This window comes from Photobacterium sp. 270122K, assembly GCF_059941365.1.
Genome location: NZ_JBPOEN010000001.1, coordinates 220,446 through 239,005, shown reverse-complemented (window position 1 = coordinate 239,005; position 18,560 = coordinate 220,446). Strand labels below are relative to the sequence as shown.

At 42.6% G+C, this 18,560-nt stretch carries 25 protein-coding genes and 1 tRNA gene; 2 read left to right on the top strand and 24 right to left on the bottom strand.

From position 1 onward, the window contains the following. Window positions 1-51 precede the first annotated feature (51 nt). The gene (locus tag ACSF8W_RS01130) at window positions 52-894 is read left to right on the top strand and encodes an AraC family transcriptional regulator (RefSeq protein ID WP_500844327.1); all 843 of its coding nucleotides are present in this window, start codon (window positions 52-54) and stop codon (window positions 892-894) included. A gap of 48 nt (window positions 895-942) precedes the next feature. On the opposite strand, the gene ACSF8W_RS01125 is transcribed toward ACSF8W_RS01130, so the two are convergent. The 19 genes from ACSF8W_RS01125 to ACSF8W_RS01035 all read right to left on the bottom strand — a co-directional run bounded on the left by ACSF8W_RS01125 (window position 943) and on the right by ACSF8W_RS01035 (window position 15,785). Further along, window positions 943-1,896, bottom strand: a complete 954-nt coding sequence (locus ACSF8W_RS01125) for a sensor domain-containing diguanylate cyclase (protein ID WP_500844326.1) — start codon at window positions 1,894-1,896, stop codon at window positions 943-945. A 251-nt stretch (window positions 1,897-2,147) separates the two neighbouring features. After that, window positions 2,148-3,494 (bottom strand): NADP-specific glutamate dehydrogenase, encoded by a 1,347-nt coding sequence (gene gdhA, locus ACSF8W_RS01120; RefSeq protein ID WP_500844325.1) that lies wholly within the window; start codon window positions 3,492-3,494, stop codon window positions 2,148-2,150. Window positions 3,495-3,730: 236 nt separating this feature from the next. Continuing rightward, window positions 3,731-4,210, bottom strand: a complete 480-nt coding sequence (locus ACSF8W_RS01115; protein WP_500844323.1) for a P-loop nucleotide/nucleoside kinase family protein — start codon at window positions 4,208-4,210, stop codon at window positions 3,731-3,733. 256 nt (window positions 4,211-4,466) lie between these two features. Next, entirely contained in the window at window positions 4,467-5,048 is a 582-nt protein-coding gene (locus ACSF8W_RS01110) for a GrpB family protein (RefSeq protein WP_500844321.1), read from the bottom strand. 11 nt (window positions 5,049-5,059) lie between these two features. After that, on the bottom strand, window positions 5,060-5,461 hold the full coding sequence (locus ACSF8W_RS01105) for a hypothetical protein (RefSeq protein WP_500844319.1): 402 nt from the start codon (window positions 5,459-5,461) through the stop codon (window positions 5,060-5,062). A gap of 497 nt (window positions 5,462-5,958) precedes the next feature. Then, entirely contained in the window at window positions 5,959-6,366 is a 408-nt protein-coding gene (locus ACSF8W_RS01100; protein ID WP_500844317.1) for a DUF1330 domain-containing protein, read from the bottom strand. An 87-nt stretch (window positions 6,367-6,453) separates the two neighbouring features. Continuing rightward, complete coding sequence (locus tag ACSF8W_RS01095) at window positions 6,454-6,816, bottom strand: cupin domain-containing protein (protein WP_500844315.1); 363 nt, start codon at window positions 6,814-6,816, stop codon at window positions 6,454-6,456. Between the two features lie 25 nt (window positions 6,817-6,841). Further along, window positions 6,842-7,225, bottom strand: coding sequence for a VOC family protein (locus ACSF8W_RS01090; protein WP_500844313.1), 384 nt, complete (start codon window positions 7,223-7,225; stop codon window positions 6,842-6,844). A 945-nt stretch (window positions 7,226-8,170) separates the two neighbouring features. Then, on the bottom strand, window positions 8,171-8,698 hold the full coding sequence (locus tag ACSF8W_RS01085; RefSeq protein WP_500844312.1) for an OsmC family protein: 528 nt from the start codon (window positions 8,696-8,698) through the stop codon (window positions 8,171-8,173). A gap of 255 nt (window positions 8,699-8,953) precedes the next feature. After that, a complete protein-coding gene (locus ACSF8W_RS01080) occupies window positions 8,954-9,586 on the bottom strand; it encodes a dienelactone hydrolase family protein (protein ID WP_500844311.1) in 633 nt (210 codons plus the stop codon). A gap of 254 nt (window positions 9,587-9,840) precedes the next feature. Next, the gene (locus tag ACSF8W_RS01075) at window positions 9,841-10,494 is read right to left on the bottom strand and encodes a nuclease-related domain-containing protein (protein WP_500844309.1); all 654 of its coding nucleotides are present in this window, start codon (window positions 10,492-10,494) and stop codon (window positions 9,841-9,843) included. A 50-nt stretch (window positions 10,495-10,544) separates the two neighbouring features. Beyond that, window positions 10,545-11,066, bottom strand: a complete 522-nt coding sequence (locus tag ACSF8W_RS01070; RefSeq protein ID WP_500844308.1) for a hypothetical protein — start codon at window positions 11,064-11,066, stop codon at window positions 10,545-10,547. A gap of 125 nt (window positions 11,067-11,191) precedes the next feature. Then, entirely contained in the window at window positions 11,192-11,617 is a 426-nt protein-coding gene (locus ACSF8W_RS01065; protein WP_500844306.1) for a hypothetical protein, read from the bottom strand. 276 nt (window positions 11,618-11,893) lie between these two features. Next, the gene (locus ACSF8W_RS01060; protein ID WP_500844305.1) at window positions 11,894-12,355 is read right to left on the bottom strand and encodes a hypothetical protein; all 462 of its coding nucleotides are present in this window, start codon (window positions 12,353-12,355) and stop codon (window positions 11,894-11,896) included. Window positions 12,356-12,434: 79 nt separating this feature from the next. Next, a complete protein-coding gene (locus tag ACSF8W_RS01055) occupies window positions 12,435-12,731 on the bottom strand; it encodes a hypothetical protein (RefSeq protein WP_500844303.1) in 297 nt (98 codons plus the stop codon). A 296-nt stretch (window positions 12,732-13,027) separates the two neighbouring features. Further along, complete coding sequence (locus ACSF8W_RS01050; RefSeq protein WP_500844301.1) at window positions 13,028-13,540, bottom strand: GNAT family N-acetyltransferase; 513 nt, start codon at window positions 13,538-13,540, stop codon at window positions 13,028-13,030. A 531-nt stretch (window positions 13,541-14,071) separates the two neighbouring features. Next, window positions 14,072-14,413: a low molecular weight protein tyrosine phosphatase family protein gene (locus ACSF8W_RS01045; protein ID WP_500844299.1), complete on the bottom strand. Its 342-nt coding sequence runs from the start codon at window positions 14,411-14,413 to the stop codon at window positions 14,072-14,074. A 112-nt stretch (window positions 14,414-14,525) separates the two neighbouring features. Beyond that, window positions 14,526-15,185, bottom strand: coding sequence for an HAD family hydrolase (locus ACSF8W_RS01040; protein ID WP_500844298.1), 660 nt, complete (start codon window positions 15,183-15,185; stop codon window positions 14,526-14,528). Window positions 15,186-15,431: 246 nt separating this feature from the next. After that, a complete protein-coding gene (locus tag ACSF8W_RS01035) occupies window positions 15,432-15,785 on the bottom strand; it encodes a hypothetical protein (RefSeq protein WP_500844296.1) in 354 nt (117 codons plus the stop codon). Between the two features lie 336 nt (window positions 15,786-16,121). On the opposite strand from ACSF8W_RS01035, the gene ACSF8W_RS01030 reads away from it, so the two are divergent. Then, the gene (locus ACSF8W_RS01030; protein WP_500844295.1) at window positions 16,122-16,259 is read left to right on the top strand and encodes a hypothetical protein; all 138 of its coding nucleotides are present in this window, start codon (window positions 16,122-16,124) and stop codon (window positions 16,257-16,259) included. A gap of 421 nt (window positions 16,260-16,680) precedes the next feature. On the opposite strand, the gene ACSF8W_RS01025 is transcribed toward ACSF8W_RS01030, so the two are convergent. The 5 genes from ACSF8W_RS01025 to ACSF8W_RS01005 all read right to left on the bottom strand — a co-directional run bounded on the left by ACSF8W_RS01025 (window position 16,681) and on the right by ACSF8W_RS01005 (window position 18,514). After that, window positions 16,681-16,914, bottom strand: coding sequence for a hypothetical protein (locus tag ACSF8W_RS01025; protein ID WP_500844293.1), 234 nt, complete (start codon window positions 16,912-16,914; stop codon window positions 16,681-16,683). A gap of 143 nt (window positions 16,915-17,057) precedes the next feature. Continuing rightward, entirely contained in the window at window positions 17,058-17,264 is a 207-nt protein-coding gene (locus tag ACSF8W_RS01020) for a hypothetical protein (protein WP_500844291.1), read from the bottom strand. 18 nt (window positions 17,265-17,282) lie between these two features. Then, window positions 17,283-17,594: a hypothetical protein gene (locus ACSF8W_RS01015; RefSeq protein WP_500844289.1), complete on the bottom strand. Its 312-nt coding sequence runs from the start codon at window positions 17,592-17,594 to the stop codon at window positions 17,283-17,285. Window positions 17,595-17,596: 2 nt separating this feature from the next. Further along, window positions 17,597-17,824, bottom strand: coding sequence for a hypothetical protein (locus ACSF8W_RS01010; protein WP_500844288.1), 228 nt, complete (start codon window positions 17,822-17,824; stop codon window positions 17,597-17,599). Window positions 17,825-18,423: 599 nt separating this feature from the next. Next, window positions 18,424-18,514 (bottom strand) — tRNA-Ser (locus ACSF8W_RS01005). Between the last annotated feature and the right edge of the window lie 46 nt (window positions 18,515-18,560).

The following is an 18,560-nucleotide window of genomic DNA, read 5'->3' as shown; positions in this document are numbered from 1 at the left end:
CCTTTTTTGTTTGTGGCAAGAACACCGTTATCAGTGAGGAAAAAAGCGGTCATGCTCCATTGGTTATCTCCCCCTCAGTCATCCCTTGTTGGCCAATACGTTGAATGCTATTGGATGATAGAAAAAACGTCGGGATCGCAAGGCATTGCTTTCCCGAAACTCAATCCGGATCCCTGCGCCCATTTAATCTTGTCGCCTGTTGAACATCGTTATCACTATGATATCGCAGGCAATGTTGCTCAAGGCCAAGGTTGCCATTGGATGTTTCCTCATCAACAAACCTATTTGATCGATCATACTGAGGCATTCATCCATATTGGGGTGAAATTTAAGATAGGTGCACTGTACGCACTTGATATACCAAATTACGAGCATCCTACGTGTGATGAGGTGGTCGACGTTAATCTAACGGAATGGTTAGGGATCACCGAATTGCCAACGTTGTTTGCTTTGGCACGACATGATACCGATACATGTGTAAAGCAATTGGATCGTTTACTGGCACCTTGGTTGGCAACAGGCCAACAAGACAGACACAGTCAATGGGTTGAAAAAGCATTGCCACTGCTTGATACCACGGCGATTGCCGAACTGGGGGATCGTGTGTTTTGCTCTCAACGTACCCTTGAACGCAGCTTTCGTCGCGTTACGGGCTTTACGCTCAAACAATGCCAATCTATGCGGAAGCTGGAAGCCATTCTTGAATACCTGTATCAACGCGACGCAGACACCATCGATTGGACCGCCGTTGCCCTGCAATTTGGTTTTAGCGATCAGCCTCATCTTATTCGTTATGTGAAAAGCCAGCTTGGACTCACGCCAAATACCTATGTGAGCGAGAGAGGCTTAACCATTGATGTTTACGGTGGGGTCAATCCATTAGATCATCAGTGATCACTGCCTCGTTGTTTATCGGCATAATAAAGGAGGGGGGATAACCCGTCAGCCACAGCAAACTGTGAACGGTTCATGAGAGTGCGCGGTGGTATCCGACACAAGGGTGTTTTTACCCGCCTCTTTTGCTTGATACATAAACGTATCGGCTTGAGACAGCAGGATATGATGGTTGTCGCAATCTGGAATGGTTGAACTTAATCCGAGGCTGACAGACACCGTATCGTGATAGCCGCATTCGTTATCTCCGACGGTAATTTGGTTAATGTCATGCAAGATGGATTGTGACAATGATACTGCTTGTTCGGGTGAGATATGGCTCCATGCCACAATGAACTCATCGCCCCCAAAGCGTGCACACATATCAGAGGCTCTTGCCGTGTATTTTTGTAGGATTTGCGCAATCTGCAGTAAGCAAGCATCGCCCGCCTGATGCCCATAGGTGTCATTAATGAATTTAAAATCATCCACATCAATCAACAATAAAGAGAGCGGGAACGTGTTTCGGCGACAGCGTCGCCATTCAGATTCTATGAAATCATCAAAAGCGCGGCGATTACTGATGTGAGTGAGGCCATCGAGTTTAGACAGTCGTAAAGCTTCCCTTTCCAGCTCGACGCGATGGGTAATATCCATGTGCGAAATCACATAATAGCGTGCCTTGTCCATATTGAACGTTGTGACTTCGAGCAAAAACCAGCGCTCTTCATTTTGGCTGTGACAAGGGTATTCCAATTTAAACTCATCAAGTTCACCTTGACGCAGTTTTTCTAGCCCGTCTATCGCCAGTTGGCTGAATTCATCCCCGTGCTGTGCCGAGGTTTGGCAGGGTAAATAGTAATTGACGCCCACCCAGTTAAAATCAGACGGCACACCGTTGAGTATGCCAAACTGATCCCAAGCGGCATTGGTAAATTGAATCTGAAAGTCATTATCGGTCACGGCAATATTATTTTTGACCGTATTGATTGTTTTTGTTAATAGTTCAATCGTTACTTCCATTAATATGCCTTATAACCGTTACCTGAGATGCACATATTACAACCTGTTTTTGAACAGCGCCGACAATAGTCGCTCACGATCACTTTTTTGTTTGACTCTTATGATCTGTGTCTCATTTGGTATGCGCGGCGAATGTCGCGGATGGAGGACCTCGGTGATGCAAGGGGTCAGTGAGATAAACAATCGGAAACCCAATATGGGTTTCCGATGGAAGTATCAGCGAAGGCGCTTACGCTTAGGGTTGTCGTTGTCTAGCAGACCCCTTGTGCCAGCATGGCGTCAGCGACTTTCACAAAACCGGCGATATTCGCGCCCAGTTCATAGTTTACGTGGCCGGACTCATCACGGCCATATTCCACACAGGTACCATGAATACGGCGCATGATATCTTGCAAGCGTTGATCAACTTCTTCACGACCCCACCCAAGGCGAAGCGCATTTTGGCTCATTTCTAATCCCGACGTTGCAACCCCTCCTGCATTTGACGCTTTGCCAGGCGCATACAAAATACCGGCATGGTTAAATACAGCTACCGCTTCTGCCGTACTTGGCATGTTGGCGCCTTCAGCAACAAGTTGAACCCCGTTTCCTGCCAACATTTCAGCATCATGGCTATTCAGTTCGTTTTGCGTGGCGCAAGGCAAAGCCACATCCATTTCATATTGCCAAGGTTTTTCCCCTTCGCTGTATTCAAGGCCCATCTGTAGAGCGTAATCTGCCACACGACCGCGCTTCTCATTTTTCACGTCCATCAGAATCGCCAGTTTTTCTGGGGTGAAACCTTCAGGATCGTACACTGTGCCGTCTGAGTCAGAGGCTGTGATCACGCGGCCGCCCATTTGAATCGCTTTCTCAATTGCGTACTGCGCTACATTACCGGAACCCGACACGCCCACACGTTTACCCGCAAGCGTTTGCTCTTTTTCTTTGAGCATGGCTTCGACAAAATACAGCAGCCCATAGCCAGTCGCTTCAGGACGAATCAAGCTGCCCCCAAACGACAACCCTTTACCTGTAAACACACATTCCGCACTGTTCGACAGTTTTTTCATCATGCCTGTCATGAAGCCGACTTCACGTGCGCCTACACCAATATCACCTGCGGGCACATCCGTGTCAGCACCCAAGTGACGGTGGAGTTCCAGCATGAGAGCCTGACAGAAACGCATAATCTCATTATCACTTTTACCTTTCGGGTCAAAGTCACTGCCTCCTTTACCACCGCCCATAGGAAGGGTGGTTAAGGCATTTTTAAACGTCTGTTCAAAGGCTAAGAATTTAAGCACCGATGAGTTAACAGATGGGTGAAAGCGCATACCGCCTTTATAAGGGCCAATAGCGGAATTGTGCTGAACGCGGAATGCACGGTTAACGTTCACCTTGCCTTGGTCGTCGACCCAGCTGACACGAAACTGGATCAATCTTTCCGGTTCCACCAGACGCTCGAGGATACCAGCGTCAATATAGTGGGGATTTTTTTCAACAAAAGGCCAAATAGAGGCGATCACTTCCGTGACGGCCTGAAGGTATTCGGGCTGGTGGGGGTTATTGCTGGCAACACGGGCCAAAAAGGCGTCTTTAAGCACCGCTTCTTTCATGTCGAACTCCTGTAAACGTAAAAACTGCCATGTAATGAGGTTGTGTTTGGATAGGTATTATTATTCCAACCGTTGTTATAGCAGGGACGTGATCCCGCCCCTAAACAATATGAATGTGTTTTTACGGCACTTCCAAATCTGGAAATAAATTATTTTGTTTTGTTTATTATGAGAGAGGAGTAATGTATTGGTGTAGAGTCACATATCGATAGAAATGCCATTTACAAGCACTATTATTACGTATCACGCTGAATGAGAGTGAATGCCTCATCAGCACCCGGTTCTTCAAACCATGACCAAAATAGCGTAAGCATTTCGTCCGTCATTTCAAAACTATTCTCTGAACGGGTGTCATTACGGGTTATCGCTCTGGCTCGACAGGTTTCAAACGGGCATTTGAGGTAAATCAGCTCAAAGTCAGCATCAATGCTTTTTGCCCAGTCACTCAGCACCACCCTCTGTGCCTTATACCAGACGCCCAAATCAAAAATCACCGGAATACCCAAATGAATCAGTTGTTCTGCTGCGCGTTTAAACTGTTCGGTCAGTACCTCTAAACGGTGGTTGAAATCCTCCCGTGGCATGTGCTCGCCAAATAACGGGATCATCCATTCATCTATCGAGAAGCGAAAAGCGGATGCTGACTGTGCGAGTTCGTGAGAATAGGTAGTTTTTCCTGAACCAATAAAGCCACAGATAAGATAAATTTTAGACATGGCGACTCCTTGATAATCGCTCCCTGTTTGCAAAGGTAAATGCGATTTGTTGAGTAAAGTTGAAAAAGCTCACATTTCAATAGAACAGATCAGGGTGGTAAGTCATTTGAAGGTTATATAAGCATTTAAATTCGTTTTTGTCGCTGAAAGTTTCACTAGAAGCGGCTCCTTTGTTTTTCAGCCAAGCGTTATTGACCAGTTATTTGATACCACATAACTTGTCTTTTTACTGAGTCGCGTGCAGCCTTCATGACTTTCATTTATTACCGTCGTCTGGGGAGGTGTTCTGCGGATGGCGTGATAGCACGTGTTGTATATAGCCAGATTTTGCATGAGGGTAATCTTGCCGAGAGATCCCACTGGCGAGCAGTGACGCTTTTAATGTGCTGTATGCGTTGACGAGGATGGCGTCTTGCAAATGTGCATCACGAAAAGCCAAGTGATTGTGCAAAGCCGGATGATGATGGTGGAACGCATGGAGGTGAATAAAATCAAAATGGCCATCTTCACTGTAGTAAGTAAAGTAAGATCGTCCACCTATGCCATATTCTCCTTTGCTGGTGAAGCCCAGTTCAGTTAACAATAGGGCTTCTTGCTGAAATGAAGTGGCTTCACGGTGGCCTATTCCGATATCAATGATGGGTTTGGCGCTACACCCTGGAATCGCGGTGCTTCCGATATGGTGAATGTTTACGTTACCCAATTGCGGTACCAGCATGCTGGTGATGAGGTTAAATGCTTTTGCCCAGTTTTCATGGGAGTGCGCAAGATGTACCGTTCCCCGGGCTAAGCCAACATCTAATGCCTTAAGTTGGGGGATTAAATTGCTTTTTTTCATTGCCTGACTCACTACACATTCTGTTGACGAAAATGTAACACGCCGTACCAACTAAATAATGCTAAGCCAATCACTGATGCATGCAAGGGTATGCGAATGAGTGCCACATCACCGGTTTTTATGTATACGATGAGGGCCCCAATGACACCGATACCGACAGCACCTAACCCGATGACACCGGGGACTACTCCCGTGACAATTTTGCCAAAAGGGTGATGATTTACGTACTGACGAACAGGCGAAAAGGAAAGTGTAAGACCTATGATGCTGCTAACAATCAGCGCATTAACCGCATCAAACCACGTGGTGTTGAGTAACGGAAGTATATCTTGCATATTGGTTTGTGTTGCGCCAAGAAAACACAGCCCCCATAAGCTCAATATGGCTGAAAACAAAATATGCTTACTTTTCATGTTACCTATTCCTGTAATGTACTTAATGTATTGTGCAGGCCACATCATTGAATGATGCGTCCTGCGAGTGAGGTGATAGCGTTATTACTGTGACGGAACAAGCCACCGGATTTTGCAATAATGGCACTCATGTTTTTTTGTCTAATACGACAATATCATCAATGAGATTTTTCATTGTGATTTCAGTGTTTATTATTAATCAGGGTTTGATTCGACTAAATTAAATCAAAAAAATACAGGGCAAAGAGTGCGATGGCTAGGAGGACAAATATATAGAGTTCAATCTTCGATTTTTTGTTGTCTTGGTCTGCACGATCCATTGCATCGCGATTTGCATTTTCATCATTCTCCATCGCTTCTGTGGCTTTATTGGTCAGTCATTTAATCTGGGCATTCATTTCCTTCATTTCATCCCGAATTTCGGATTGTATTTTTACCGTGTCTTTGTTTTCCATTACTCTACCTTGATACCGTAAATTGTCTTTTTGAATCGTGAATTAAGGCACTTGTGTCTCTATGTTGAGTTGCCCTGCTAAGCCTGCTTCTCGGTGAATGCTGAGTGCTTTAAATGCCTCAGAGGCCGTCATGTCGAGAAGGGCCTGACGTGATGGGTATTTGACAATGACGAAACCATCCCAGAGTTCGTCGACATGCCCGATGATGAGATCGGTTATCTCTGAGTAGAAAATAACGTGAGCCCCATACTGTTTGAGTACGTCTAGCATGGGACGTCCGTAAAGGTCGTACGCTTCCTTGCCGGTGAGGTTAGATTCACGCCCATCTGCGTAGATGGCTTTCTCTCGAAATTTAAATAAATTGAGTAGATGGATTTCCCCCGTGTGTGGGGATGCGGTTAATTTTTCCATCTGCTCATCGGATGGATAGAGTTTATTAATGACGTCCATGTTTGATCTTCCTATTGTTTTGTTTTGTTTGTTTTGTTTGTTTTTTTTTGGGGGGGGGGAGATATGCTCAATATGCAGTATCAAGCATTAAAGGCTTTGACTGGGGTAAGACATCTCAAGAATAATGACGTCACCGTCAGCAAGAAAAGGACCATGCACCTCACCGGGCGGACGGCTGGCGTAGTGACCCGGTTCTAACCACATATCAAAGGCTTCATCGTAAAGCCGCCCTGAAACCACAAAAATTTCTTCCGGGTAGGCATGGCTTTTTGCGCCAAAAGCTTGGGTATGATACCCATCGACAAACCGTGTGAGGCGCGTATAGTCGCCGCTGGTTTCATCCATTGCGAGGGTAATCTGGCTCAAATTCCCATCAGAACCTTCAATGACTTCCCATTCTTTATGATGACTCAGTAATAATGGGTTCCAATATTGTGTTGTTGATTTCATGGCGATTCCTTATTGCGCATTCGTATTACTCATCCTTGATCCGCCAGGGCGGATTCAAACGGTTTTCACCCGCCCAGTAGAGTTTGATTTTGTTGCCTGATGGGTCATTCAATATCGCCTCTCGCCATAGGAAGGGTTGATCGACAGGCTCTTGGAGAAAGGTAATCCCTTTTTCTTTTAAAGCGGTGACCAATTCATCCAATTGTTCATGTTCAAAATAGACCACGCCTCTGGGTTCCAACGTCTGCTTGTCAGGGTCCAAGTAAATAGAAAAGGTGGCATCACCGTCGGGTAACGCGAAGCGGGCATAGTGCTCATCACTCACTATCTGAATTAAGCCTAGCGTGTTGTAAAACGCCACAGACTCATCCATATCATTCACCGCGAACGTGACTTGATTCATGTTCATAGTTGGTCCTTATGTTTAAAACAGGGAAGCATGGTTTCTTATTTGTCCATACTTACCAGCTCATACGGATTCATTCCCTCCTGACCAACACATTGTGTGCCATAAGCTGATGCATAAATACGAATGGGGAATGTACCGCGTTCAGTGGCTACACCGTGAATTGTCGCCATTTCATCATTGTTAACGGTAAAATTAAGGCCGGCGGGCAGGTCTCCTATCAGAATTATCTTACTAATAGGGGTATTAGCGTTAGAAACGGAAATCTCAGTATGGTAGAGCTGCCCAACGATAGCGTGAGGCACTGTGTCTGGTGTAATCGTCAGGTCAGGTTGAAAAGTACAGAGCCCTATTAATGTCGTGGCGTACAATATTCCACATCCACTTAATGAGAGGAGTAGGAAAAGAGCACATATTATTTTTATGTATGGCCGGAAATAACGATTGTGCTTGTAGATTATACGGTAATTCACGGCATATCCTTGATGTTTTGTATGACAAAGCGAGGATCTTAATGCTACCGCCTTCACGCTGTCCGTGCATTTATAAATGTCATTCTTCTACTATGCCTGATTGGTTTGCAGGATAAACACCAAGAAAAGGGGATTCTGCGAGAGATGTCAAAAAGTCTGAGGTCCGCAGAAAATGGCGTTGTAGAAAAAGGGGGAGGGTTATTACAATATTTACCCTAAAGTTTAAAAGGTTTTATATGTATTTTATGACAAATGGTCTAATTGAATGGGCCTGCTGAATATCATTATCAAATGATGGGGGATGATTCGAATATGACTGCAGAGGCTACTATGCTATCTAAGGTTGATAAATCAACTAATTTACTGTTCGCAGATGGTTGACCACAACAGATTTACTGCAACAGTGACAAAACCTGAGCGCAGTTTTGTCACCGACATGAGCAAGTTTTTGTTTTTCATCTAAAATGGACGGGCTTTAGGAAATAAATGTCGTCTCTACGGGTGGGGGGGACTTAAGTGTTTGCTGAACAACACAGCATGCCTTTGCTGCAGATTGGAGGCGTTCTAACTGCGTTGAATCCGTCCCTTCTCGGACCTTCATCTTGACTTCACAAGTCATGTTCTGAAACCCTACGGGAACGTGTTTATCCATCATCAGTGCACCGCGAACATCTGCTGTAGCCGTTACGTTAACCTCTAATTCGAGGAGTTCAATACCCATTAAGTTCGCGACCATACGAATGGATGAGTCTTGGCAGGCTGCCAACGCTGCACACAGTATATCTCCAGGGGTTGGAGCATCGTGCTTTCCGCCGACTGCGGCATGAACCCCAACGGGTATCGACACACCGCATCCATCCATAGGTTCAACGATAGAGTGGTATGGATCTGCGGCATTTTCACCTGACGTTTTGGCGTGGTCGGTGACGATTGCCAAGTCAGGCTCTTTAACATAGCTGTCTTTAAGGGGGCTTTGTGCTTCAAAAACAATTGACTTCATCATTAAATTCCCTGTGACTGGTTAAGATTACTTATGTCAATAAAAGGCTGAACAGCGCAAACTACATCTGCATTTACATATAATGATTGCAGGCAGCAGGTATGACTTATCCAAGCAAGTATGGCACAGAGTAATAACCCGTACTTGTCCTGCGGTAGGGATTCAGTGTTGGCGGTGCAGCAGTAAAATAAGTGCTGCAATGGTCAACGCATAGCCTAGAATATTAAGGCGTAATTCAGGGGGGCTGATGAAAGATGATCATGGCATCAAATCCAGGTATCTATTTATGCGTGCCAATCCGAAAGACTCCCCACCTTCGTCATATGCCAGTGAGGATGCATTCATAAAACCGTGATCATATGGTGTTATTTCAGTAGTTACATTTTCATGTTTTTCAATATGTTCACGAACACTTACTACATCGAAGCTCTCTTCTTTTATCGGAAATATTATCTCTATTCTATGCCTTGGGATTACGTCTAAATGCTCCCTTATTCGTGAAGGGTAAAAACCAAGGATTGTAGGTCGACAACAAAGACTTTTTTCCGCGGCTAACCGCCATAGCACACTAGCCCCTGCGCTGAACCCAATGAGTAGATCTGGGGTGGTATCAGAGACAACACTCTTAACTAAGTCGAAGTAGTTATCATGACCACACTTTTCGACAAAAGCACTGTAAGCCTCTTTTTCATTTTTGAAAGAATGTCTTACCCCGCGATAGGGTTCAATAATGATTACAGATTCTGTACGAGGGGATAAAAAGGAGACGAGAGAGTCTGTCGACTGACATAAACCAAAAATATCTGTCACTATTACGATCGAATTAATGTTACCAAGATTTTTAATAAGATATCTCCTTTTATATTGTAAACATCCCATGCTGAGTGACATCCTAAATTCGATGCTTTGAGATAGCGTCATGCCCTTTGAATGACATTGATCTTACGCCATTCAAAGAGAGTGAAATTCAGTATCCATAGCGAAGATACGACAGGCAAGATGTTGACGCATAAAATGGCCTTGATAACGTAAAACTCAGGGTGCGGTCTAAAGCCCTTGCAACACGTGCAAACAAGCGACCTGATGATATTGAGGTGGAAGCCAATGATGTACTCGCACCACAGGACTGGCGTTGTTTCGTGAGTTCAAGCTGAACGTTCTTTTTCGGCCACTGTTTTTTTAACATGCTGGCGATGTTTTATATCTGTGAGGACCCCTTGTTTTAACGTTATGTTATCGAGCGATTCAATGAGTAGGGAATACTCGGCACCGGAGAAGACCACCTCACTAAACTGTTGGATGTAACGAATACAGCCTTGTGCATAAGTGACGTTTGGCGGCATTTCTGTTTTGAAAGTACTATCACCTATAAAAACAATCACTGAATGGAGGTGCTCAACATTACAACTCAGCAGAGATTCCAGCGTTTTTACGTGTTTAAAATTTTGATGCAGTGGATTTTGAAACGTAGATGAGTGGCGGTAAATTTTTTGTGTCCATTGTTTTTGACGAGCGGAGCCAAAAATCCAACCTTTCATGTTTTTTGTTTCAACGACAAAGATACCAAATTTCGAAACAACGATATGATCTATTTGCGTCGTACCTTCTTCGGTCGGCAGGGTAACGTTTGTGAAGAGGGTGTAATCCGATGCTGGTAGCTTAGACAGAAGACGATTAACCAGAAATTCACCGAATACACCTTTAAACCAACGACTGGTAAAAATACTAAGAATGAGTAATAACGGTACAACATACCAAACCTGCTCAAAAATACTGGTAAATATTTTCAATATATCCACGAGTTTTCCTTATTTAGTCGATGAATGGCATGTTGCCTTATCTGTTAACGTTATAGTTCGACGACTTGATGCGTTGCTTGAGGTATTTGCTTGTCTTTGGGATATGCTGGAAACAGAAACTCCATGCTTTTTCTGTTTTTAATGCCTGACGCGTCAACAAATTTCCATTCATCATGCCCCTTGGCTTGAAAAGCAATTAAATAACTATTTGATTTCATAGTTACGGCATCAGACGTTATTACCATTTTAGTTGGAATCAGAACAATAGTATTGAGTGATGTTACCGTTTTTTCTTTAGGCATATTGTAAGTAAACTCACTAATTTTCAGCCCGTTAGACTCTAATTTAAGAAAAGACTCCGCTGACATTTGAATAAGTTTATCCTTGCCTCCCGCCATATCAATCAAGTTTTGCGGCATATGATCTACAACTGTCTTGAAATCCAAGCTGATTGTCGCCGCTATGATCTTGTCCGTTGATGCTTTAATTTTTGCAAAATCACCATCTGATATGGTTTCTGCAAAACAAAAACTAGGCAATATAGTAAGCATTGCTAGCAATACCATTCTCATTGTGAAATTCCTTCTTAATTTAATGTTAAAGCTGACGAATGGCATGGACTCCTCCCTTATCTGGCTCTGCCACACTCGGGAGCCTGTTGGCTGCGTAATACTTTAATCCCTATTTATTAGGTATTTTACCACTCGCAGTAATTTTCTGAATCTGATGCGTCAGGGTCTAGTATTTGAACCGAGAAATCCTTGGTTAAATCATATTTAGCAAGGGCTCTTCTAACTTTATCTGACGTTACAGCACTGTTAAAATCGAAGATGAAAGGCAATATGTCATTGTCTAGATTCCACTCACGCTCCAAATCCTCGCCTAACTCAAGACCTGCTTGCCATTTTTTTTCAAAGATATTGGAAAAATCATACAGTTCCCACGACGCAATATCATTAACTGATGCCTTGTCTTTTTCCGTGAAAAACGATATTTCAAACTTTTTATGCCAAGGGAAAATGCCAATATCTAAGAGCTTAATTTTATGTTTTTTAAGCTTCTTGTAATTATTGTCAAAATAATCAACAAGAGCTCCTTCTATTTTTTCGATACAGTATTCCATACAGAGTACCTCTCAGATGTCTAACGAACAACATGGCTACCTTCATCCGGCTCTGCCACACTTGATGAGTCGGGTTCGATAAAATTTCGGAAGCCATCATGCGGTGTTTTTCAACCTATGGCATTGATCTTGCCGAACACTCGTTCAGTATCCATGGTGGAGCTGTGGCAGGCAAGGCATTGACGCATAAAAGGGCCGTTACAATGTGAAATTCAGGAGGGGTGTTCAAAAGGCCTTGCAACACGTGAAAATATACCGCTCGTTATATCGGGAGGTTTAGTCACAATGAGAAAATTGTGATTGATCCTTATCGACGTTTGCGGCGGTACTTTTTGCGACTTCAATTAAATCATAATTGGCATCAAATTGTGATCCTACTCCTGGCCAATAGAATTTGTCATCATGCGGGCAAAGGGTAACAATGACCGGAGAGTCGTCGATAGTTGCCTCCTCACCACGTCCAACAACCACGGTATACAGAATGTTGTCACGTACTTCACCGCGAATCGTATCTATTACATCGGCTTCGTAAAGATGAATGCTTATATATTTATCTTCGGACAGTTCGTGTACGGTAACATCCGTATGTTTTACGATTGCAGAGTAAGGCGTGTTTACAATGGCTTTGTGTAATGCTTCCATTTGATTTGCAAGTTGTTCACTGATGAGAGTTCCAACAGCGGGGGCATGGAAAACCATAAAAGGAAGACATGCTGTTAAAAATAGATATTTTTTCATGTTGTTGGCCTATAAAAATACGTATGTGCTTGTTTGGTTCTTGATGGACACCTGCATGACTTACAATAAAGTGATGACGTTAACGTCCATAAAAGTGACTAGCGTCTGAGTCTAGAACTTCGATTTCTCTCGTTTTATTCCCCATTTTCAGGATAACGCGGTCACTTAAAACTGAGACAACGTCAACGAACTGAAACGGTTCTTTTATTTCACCTGGTACCTCATGGCACCAAGCTTTCTTTACGCTATGACACTTGTAGAGCTTACCGTTAGTAACTTTAAGGAATACTCGCCACGATGTATCTGCAATGAGGTAATAATCTTTATGCGCTGACTTCACATTGCTAAAAATGGCGTCTTCTTCGTCAAAATTCATCTGCATTCCAAAGTCATATAATGAATGATGAACTCTCTATCTATGGCATTGATCTTGCGCCATTCAAAGAGAGTGAGATTCAGTATCCATAGTGAAGATATGGCAGGCAAGGCATTGATTCATAAAACGGCCGTTACAGTGTAAAACTCAGGGGGCGATCTAAAGTCCTTGCAACACGTGCAAACCTACCGCTTGTTATCTCGGGGGGAAGACGGCAAGAGGGCAGTGTAGCTTCAAATGTACAAGCGAGACATGTGCGGAAAACATGATAATGCGGCGGAGTCCATGTGGCCTTGTTAGGCAGATAACGCCTTAGCTAACTCGATATCATTCAGAACAACGTCATTTGCGCGCTCTTTACTGATCTCGCCTGTCGGAATAAAGCCCTGCTTTATATAAAAATTCAATGCACGTTCATTGCTATCAAGTGCCCACACCGAAACCTTTTGAGCCTTCAATATGTAGAGCATTCTCTCGCATTCATTATAAAGCTCTTGACCAATACCAGTCCCCATTTTATCAGGGGCAATGTAAATCGAGCTCAGTTCATATACTTCAGTGCCTTTCAACGTTTTCGGCTGCCCAAAGCACAGAAAACCGGCTAATCCGTCATCACAATCTGCGATGAGGACTTCCGCCAAATTGCGCTCAATGATGTTCGACCATAATTTCTGGCGCTTTTCTAATGTATAGCTTTCTATAAAGCTCTGAGGCATCAGAGCTTTATAGGCATATGCCCAAGAATTGACGTGTATATGTGCAATTTGATCGACATCACTTGGTAATGCCTTCCTAACTCTAAACTTCATGATTTCCTTATTTGCCAAACGAACGAGATGGATTCCCTCTCATCCATACTCTGCCACACTTGAAGAGTCAAACACGAGATATGTTCGGAGGTCAGCCTGTCACTTTCACTCTATGGTCTTGATCTTCTGCTATTCAAAGAGAATGAGATTCAGTATCTATAGCGAAGGTGCGACAGGCAAGGTGTTGACTCGTAAAATAGCCTTGATAACGTAAAACTCAGGGGGCGTTCTAAAGTCCTTGTAACGTTTGCAAATATTCCATCGCTCATATAGATAACCAAGACTAGAGCCAGCCGTACCAGTCAGTGTTTCCAACATTACATGGCCTGCGTTGGCATCGCTCGTCTTGAGAAAAGAGACAGAGCGATGCCCGTTCACTCGTGATCGTACAATTTACGCGATAAAGAAGTGCCTGGCTTGTTCAACACTCGCATTGAGTGTTGGCTGCGCAACACTTTTTAAGATCTTCGAGAGTGGTAAGGTGTTCGTTGATAACCATGTTATGCCAGATTATTCGCCAAGGTATCTCTGTTAGTGTTTGGATGATCGCTTCAATCGGACGTGCCTAGATACCTTGTCTTCGAGAATTCGAACCAGAGCAGGATCCATATATTCAAAATTATCTGGGATACCAAGACAGACAAGCTTTTTATCTTTTAGAAGTGACTTGAATTTGCGTGCCACTTTGTTTTTATGAGATTTCTCCATAACAAAGACAATATCAGCCCATTCAACCAGATCGCCACTGACAACAGTGAAAGCATCATTGTTAGTCCCTGCTCCTATGGATTGGATGCCTTCGTAGTCAGAAAAGACAGCTTCTCCTGTCGGGCTTCTGAGCCGATTTTCACTACAAACAAATAGTAGATTCAAAGCATACTCCCTGTGTATAACGCTGTCATAATTTTTGCCACTGCATGCTTACCAAATCCGCCAAACTTCAGAATAAAAAATTGCAATAAAACGGTCAGACTGGCAGCGCTTGTTATGGGTAAACTAACGTTGTTCGCCATAGCTTATCAAACTCTTGAAAAGTCGAAAAACGATGGTCAACATAGTCTGGTTTGTGCATATCTTCAGTTTTCCACACAGTTATAAGTCCCAAGTTTTTCGCGGGGGCCATATCAGAAGACAAACTGTCACCGCAAAAGCACACCTTTTTCCCACTATTGCTAAAGTTGCTTAAGCCCAATTCAAAGATCCTAATATCGGGCTTTTTAACACCAACACCATCTGATGTAAGAATGAAATCAAAATACTCATCAAACCCCAGAGCTGCAATTTTACGCCTTTGAAAGAAATCCCTGCCATTCGTTATGCAACCAATGGAGATATCACAATTTTTCAGCATTGAGAGTGTCTCTCTTGCACCATGGAAAGGAACCGAAAACTCGTGGAAAGAACGATCAAAAGCAGCCAATAACTCTCGTTCAAGGTGTGGCGAAAAGTTAAAGCGTTTAGATAAAACGCTAAAAACGCGTGGTTTTGGTTGGATGATATTGTTTTGAGCAACAAACTCGCTGACAAATTGTCGCTCCGGTACGTAAAGGCTATTCAACGTAGTGTTTAAAAGCGCGTCAGCATAGCCTCTAAGTGATGCACTTTTATCATGCAATGTATCATCCAAATCAAATATTATGTTCAACAGACCATCCTTGTCTTCATTATGTCATAACGAATGACATGGAGTACCCCTTATCCGGTTCCGTCACTTGATGAGTCAAGTTCGATAAACTCTCGGAGGCCAGCATGTCACATTTAATCTATGGCATCGCTCGTATTGAGAAAAGAGACTGAGCGATGCTTCCTTTACACCACATAGCACAAATTACTCTATATAAAGAGGCGTCGGGTTTGTTCTACACCCTAATCCATGTTTGTTAGTTTGCTGTCACCAATACTTTTGAATCCTTTTGAGAACAACTTCATCAGGTAAAACCAAATTATTCTTGCACCATTCGATAAACTCTATAACGACTGATATTTGATGGCTAGTAAGGTTGTATTTAAACGGAGCTAGTTGCGAATTTTTAGTTCTTCCTAAGAATGCTAAATGAGATAACAAGCCATCACAAATGAGGTTACCATCCTCATCGCCATTTTTAACAACCCAAAGCATATATTGAGGGATTAATTCATCTTGCGGTATGCCTGGGTTATCAAATATAGGATTACAATTACTGGAAATATGTTCATCACTAAGGAGAGTTACTTCCTTTAAATTAAACGTCTCAATTATATCCATATCCATGCTCATATCATGCAACTAACGAATGAGGAACCGCAACCGCGTAGTGTCATCAGGGTCATGGCAAATAAGTCAATAAACAGACCGAATGTAGAGCGGCAGTCCTAAACCTTATATTACCCGACGCTGTTGTTGACAATCGGGGGAGTCCATGTAGCACTGTTAGCTTACAAATCCAAGACGTACGCACATGTTACCGTGGCAGTATGGTTATGGACCAACAATAACCATAACAAAAATATGGAAATAGGCCACAGGTCACTATTTCAATGAACAGTGGTGGATATATTTACATACGAGCGATTTGCTCTCATACAAGTGAGGATTATCATTATGGCTTTGAAACCAGGTCCAAAACCAATTGCTAAATCAACGGGTGAACCAGACCAACGTAGACGTGATAATAAAAACACTCCCGGAAATACTCCTGGACTAAAACCTAGCAAGTCATCTAAAAAGAAAGAACCATAACATTCGTAAGCTACTGCTCCAGTAGCTTACTTGCCTCGATGTACTCCCAACTTCTGCCTGTAAGCTAACGCCCTGCTTCAGCTGCCCCAAATTCGAAGCGGGGTTTGTGTTATTATTTGAGCGCAGCGAGTTAACACTATAAAACCGCGCAGATTTTGTACCATCCTTGAATTTTACTTTCATCGTACGATATTTTAAATTTACCCCATCCAAGCTCTGAGTCCCTGAAGATAAACCATAGAATGAGCCACATTTTGATTTAACAAAATAATAAGTATCACCTGACTTCACTCTTCCATGTGGGCACATGATCAATGAATCAACTAGGACTCCAAAAACTCATAAAAGAACTCAATATAAAAATAGTTAAACTCTTCATCGTGCCTGTGTAAACCCTCCGTTGCACATACGCTTGTGATATTTACTCAATGGTATAAACAATGTCATTAGCATCCAACTCAGTAATAATATTATTTATATCTGGTTTAATAAGACCATTAATTTTATGAAAACCATTATTTTTGATTGTTTTTTTAAGAGCTATAACAGGGATGTCAGCAGTTTCTATATTAAATTTCTTGATCATCTTCAGTTCAATAACAGAAGGAATTCCATTTTTCACTTTAATATTAATTGTAAATTCTGGATGACACATTTAATTAATCCAAGATCAAACATAACGCCCAACTCAGGCGCACATTTTATGTAGCGTTTTTGTGCAATAATTGGATCTTGCGACACATGCACAAAAACGGCGTAGTAAAATGTGTCGCTTGCAGTTGCTTGTTATGTGAGTTTTTAGAGTGCCGCAACATATTTTATTGTCACTGCATTTTCAGGAATATCAACATCAACAAAGGCACTTTCACCAGCAAAAAATGTTTGTTCACTACACTCTGGGCATTGAGCCGCATATGTTTTAGAAACATCAAAAAAGTCGTTTAAAACACCTGAAAAATTATCCGAACAATGAGTGCATGTAATTTTAATTAATGATTGTGTCATGTTAATTTCTTAAATTTATTACTTACAGGTTGAATTGAATACTAACTGAGCTGCTTCAGTTTTAGATATTTCTAGGAGCATAGAACCCGACATTATGAAGCCTGAAGCATAACCAACGTTTAGCCCTTCTTGAAATTCAGTAAATTTCTCTTTTTGGGCTTTGTTTTTATAATAGTCAACAACCGACTCTGGTTCTCCAGCAATTTGCGCATACGCCCAACATCTAGTGTTAAACTCAAATTCGCTAGAAGCTCTATCTGAAGTAAAGAAAACATCTTCAGCACATACAGGGACAGAAAACAAAAATAACAAAGGTAAAAATTTGTTCATACTTAATCACCATACTCTATAAAGTAATCACATTGAGATTCAGATACGCCACGATCACTACAGTATGTTAGCCTTTTGTTGTTTTGATAAGCTTCATAACCAATACCTAGTAGCAAAAATGCAACAACAGGTAAAACTAGCCACTTTAAAATCTTCTTTCCAATTGTCGCTAAATCAGTATCTAGAATTAGGCTTGCGATCTTTTTGGATAAACTTCTAATTGTTGCCACAATTGATCCTTTTTAGTAATAAGACACCGATAGCTGATTAATCGGATACTCACATAACAACTTAATACATAGAACCCATCTACCTTACAATTCCACATATTGTCTTGGGTGCATAATAGCATCGAAGTTAACTCATTGATATTGAAAGGTATCGCTAGAGGTGGGAAAAACAAAAGTAGAATCATTCCATATATCACATTCTACATTTTCATCATCATTTCTATATCACAGTTTGATGTAATCGACGTGAAAGAGAGTGCGATATTCGCGTGTGGTGGTGAAGCGTAGGGGGCTTTAATGTGGTGGAGTGCTGGGGTCGCACACGACGAGGGATTTACAAAATCCCGTCTAACAAACACTGAATTCAACGCATACGAAAAAGGCCAGCATTTCTGCTGGCCTTTAGAAGGTGGCGGAGAGATAGGGATTTACTGCTCGCAAGCTCGCGCCCTTCGGGCTATTGCCTTTTCGCGCCTTCGGCACGGGCAATGTGCTTTCGCTTCGCTCAGGTGACCCCTTGTCTAGGGTTCTGCACCCTATCTCTAAATCACAAAATTCAGATGTAAAAAAGCCGACAATGAAGTCGGATTTTTTGAATGTGGCGGAGAGATAGGGATTTGAACCCTAGGTGGGCTATAAACCCACGCCGGTTTTCAAGACCGGTGCTTTAAACCACTCAGCCATCTCTCCATGCCGCGAATAATACGTGCTTCAGGAGGGGCTGTAAACCCTCAAC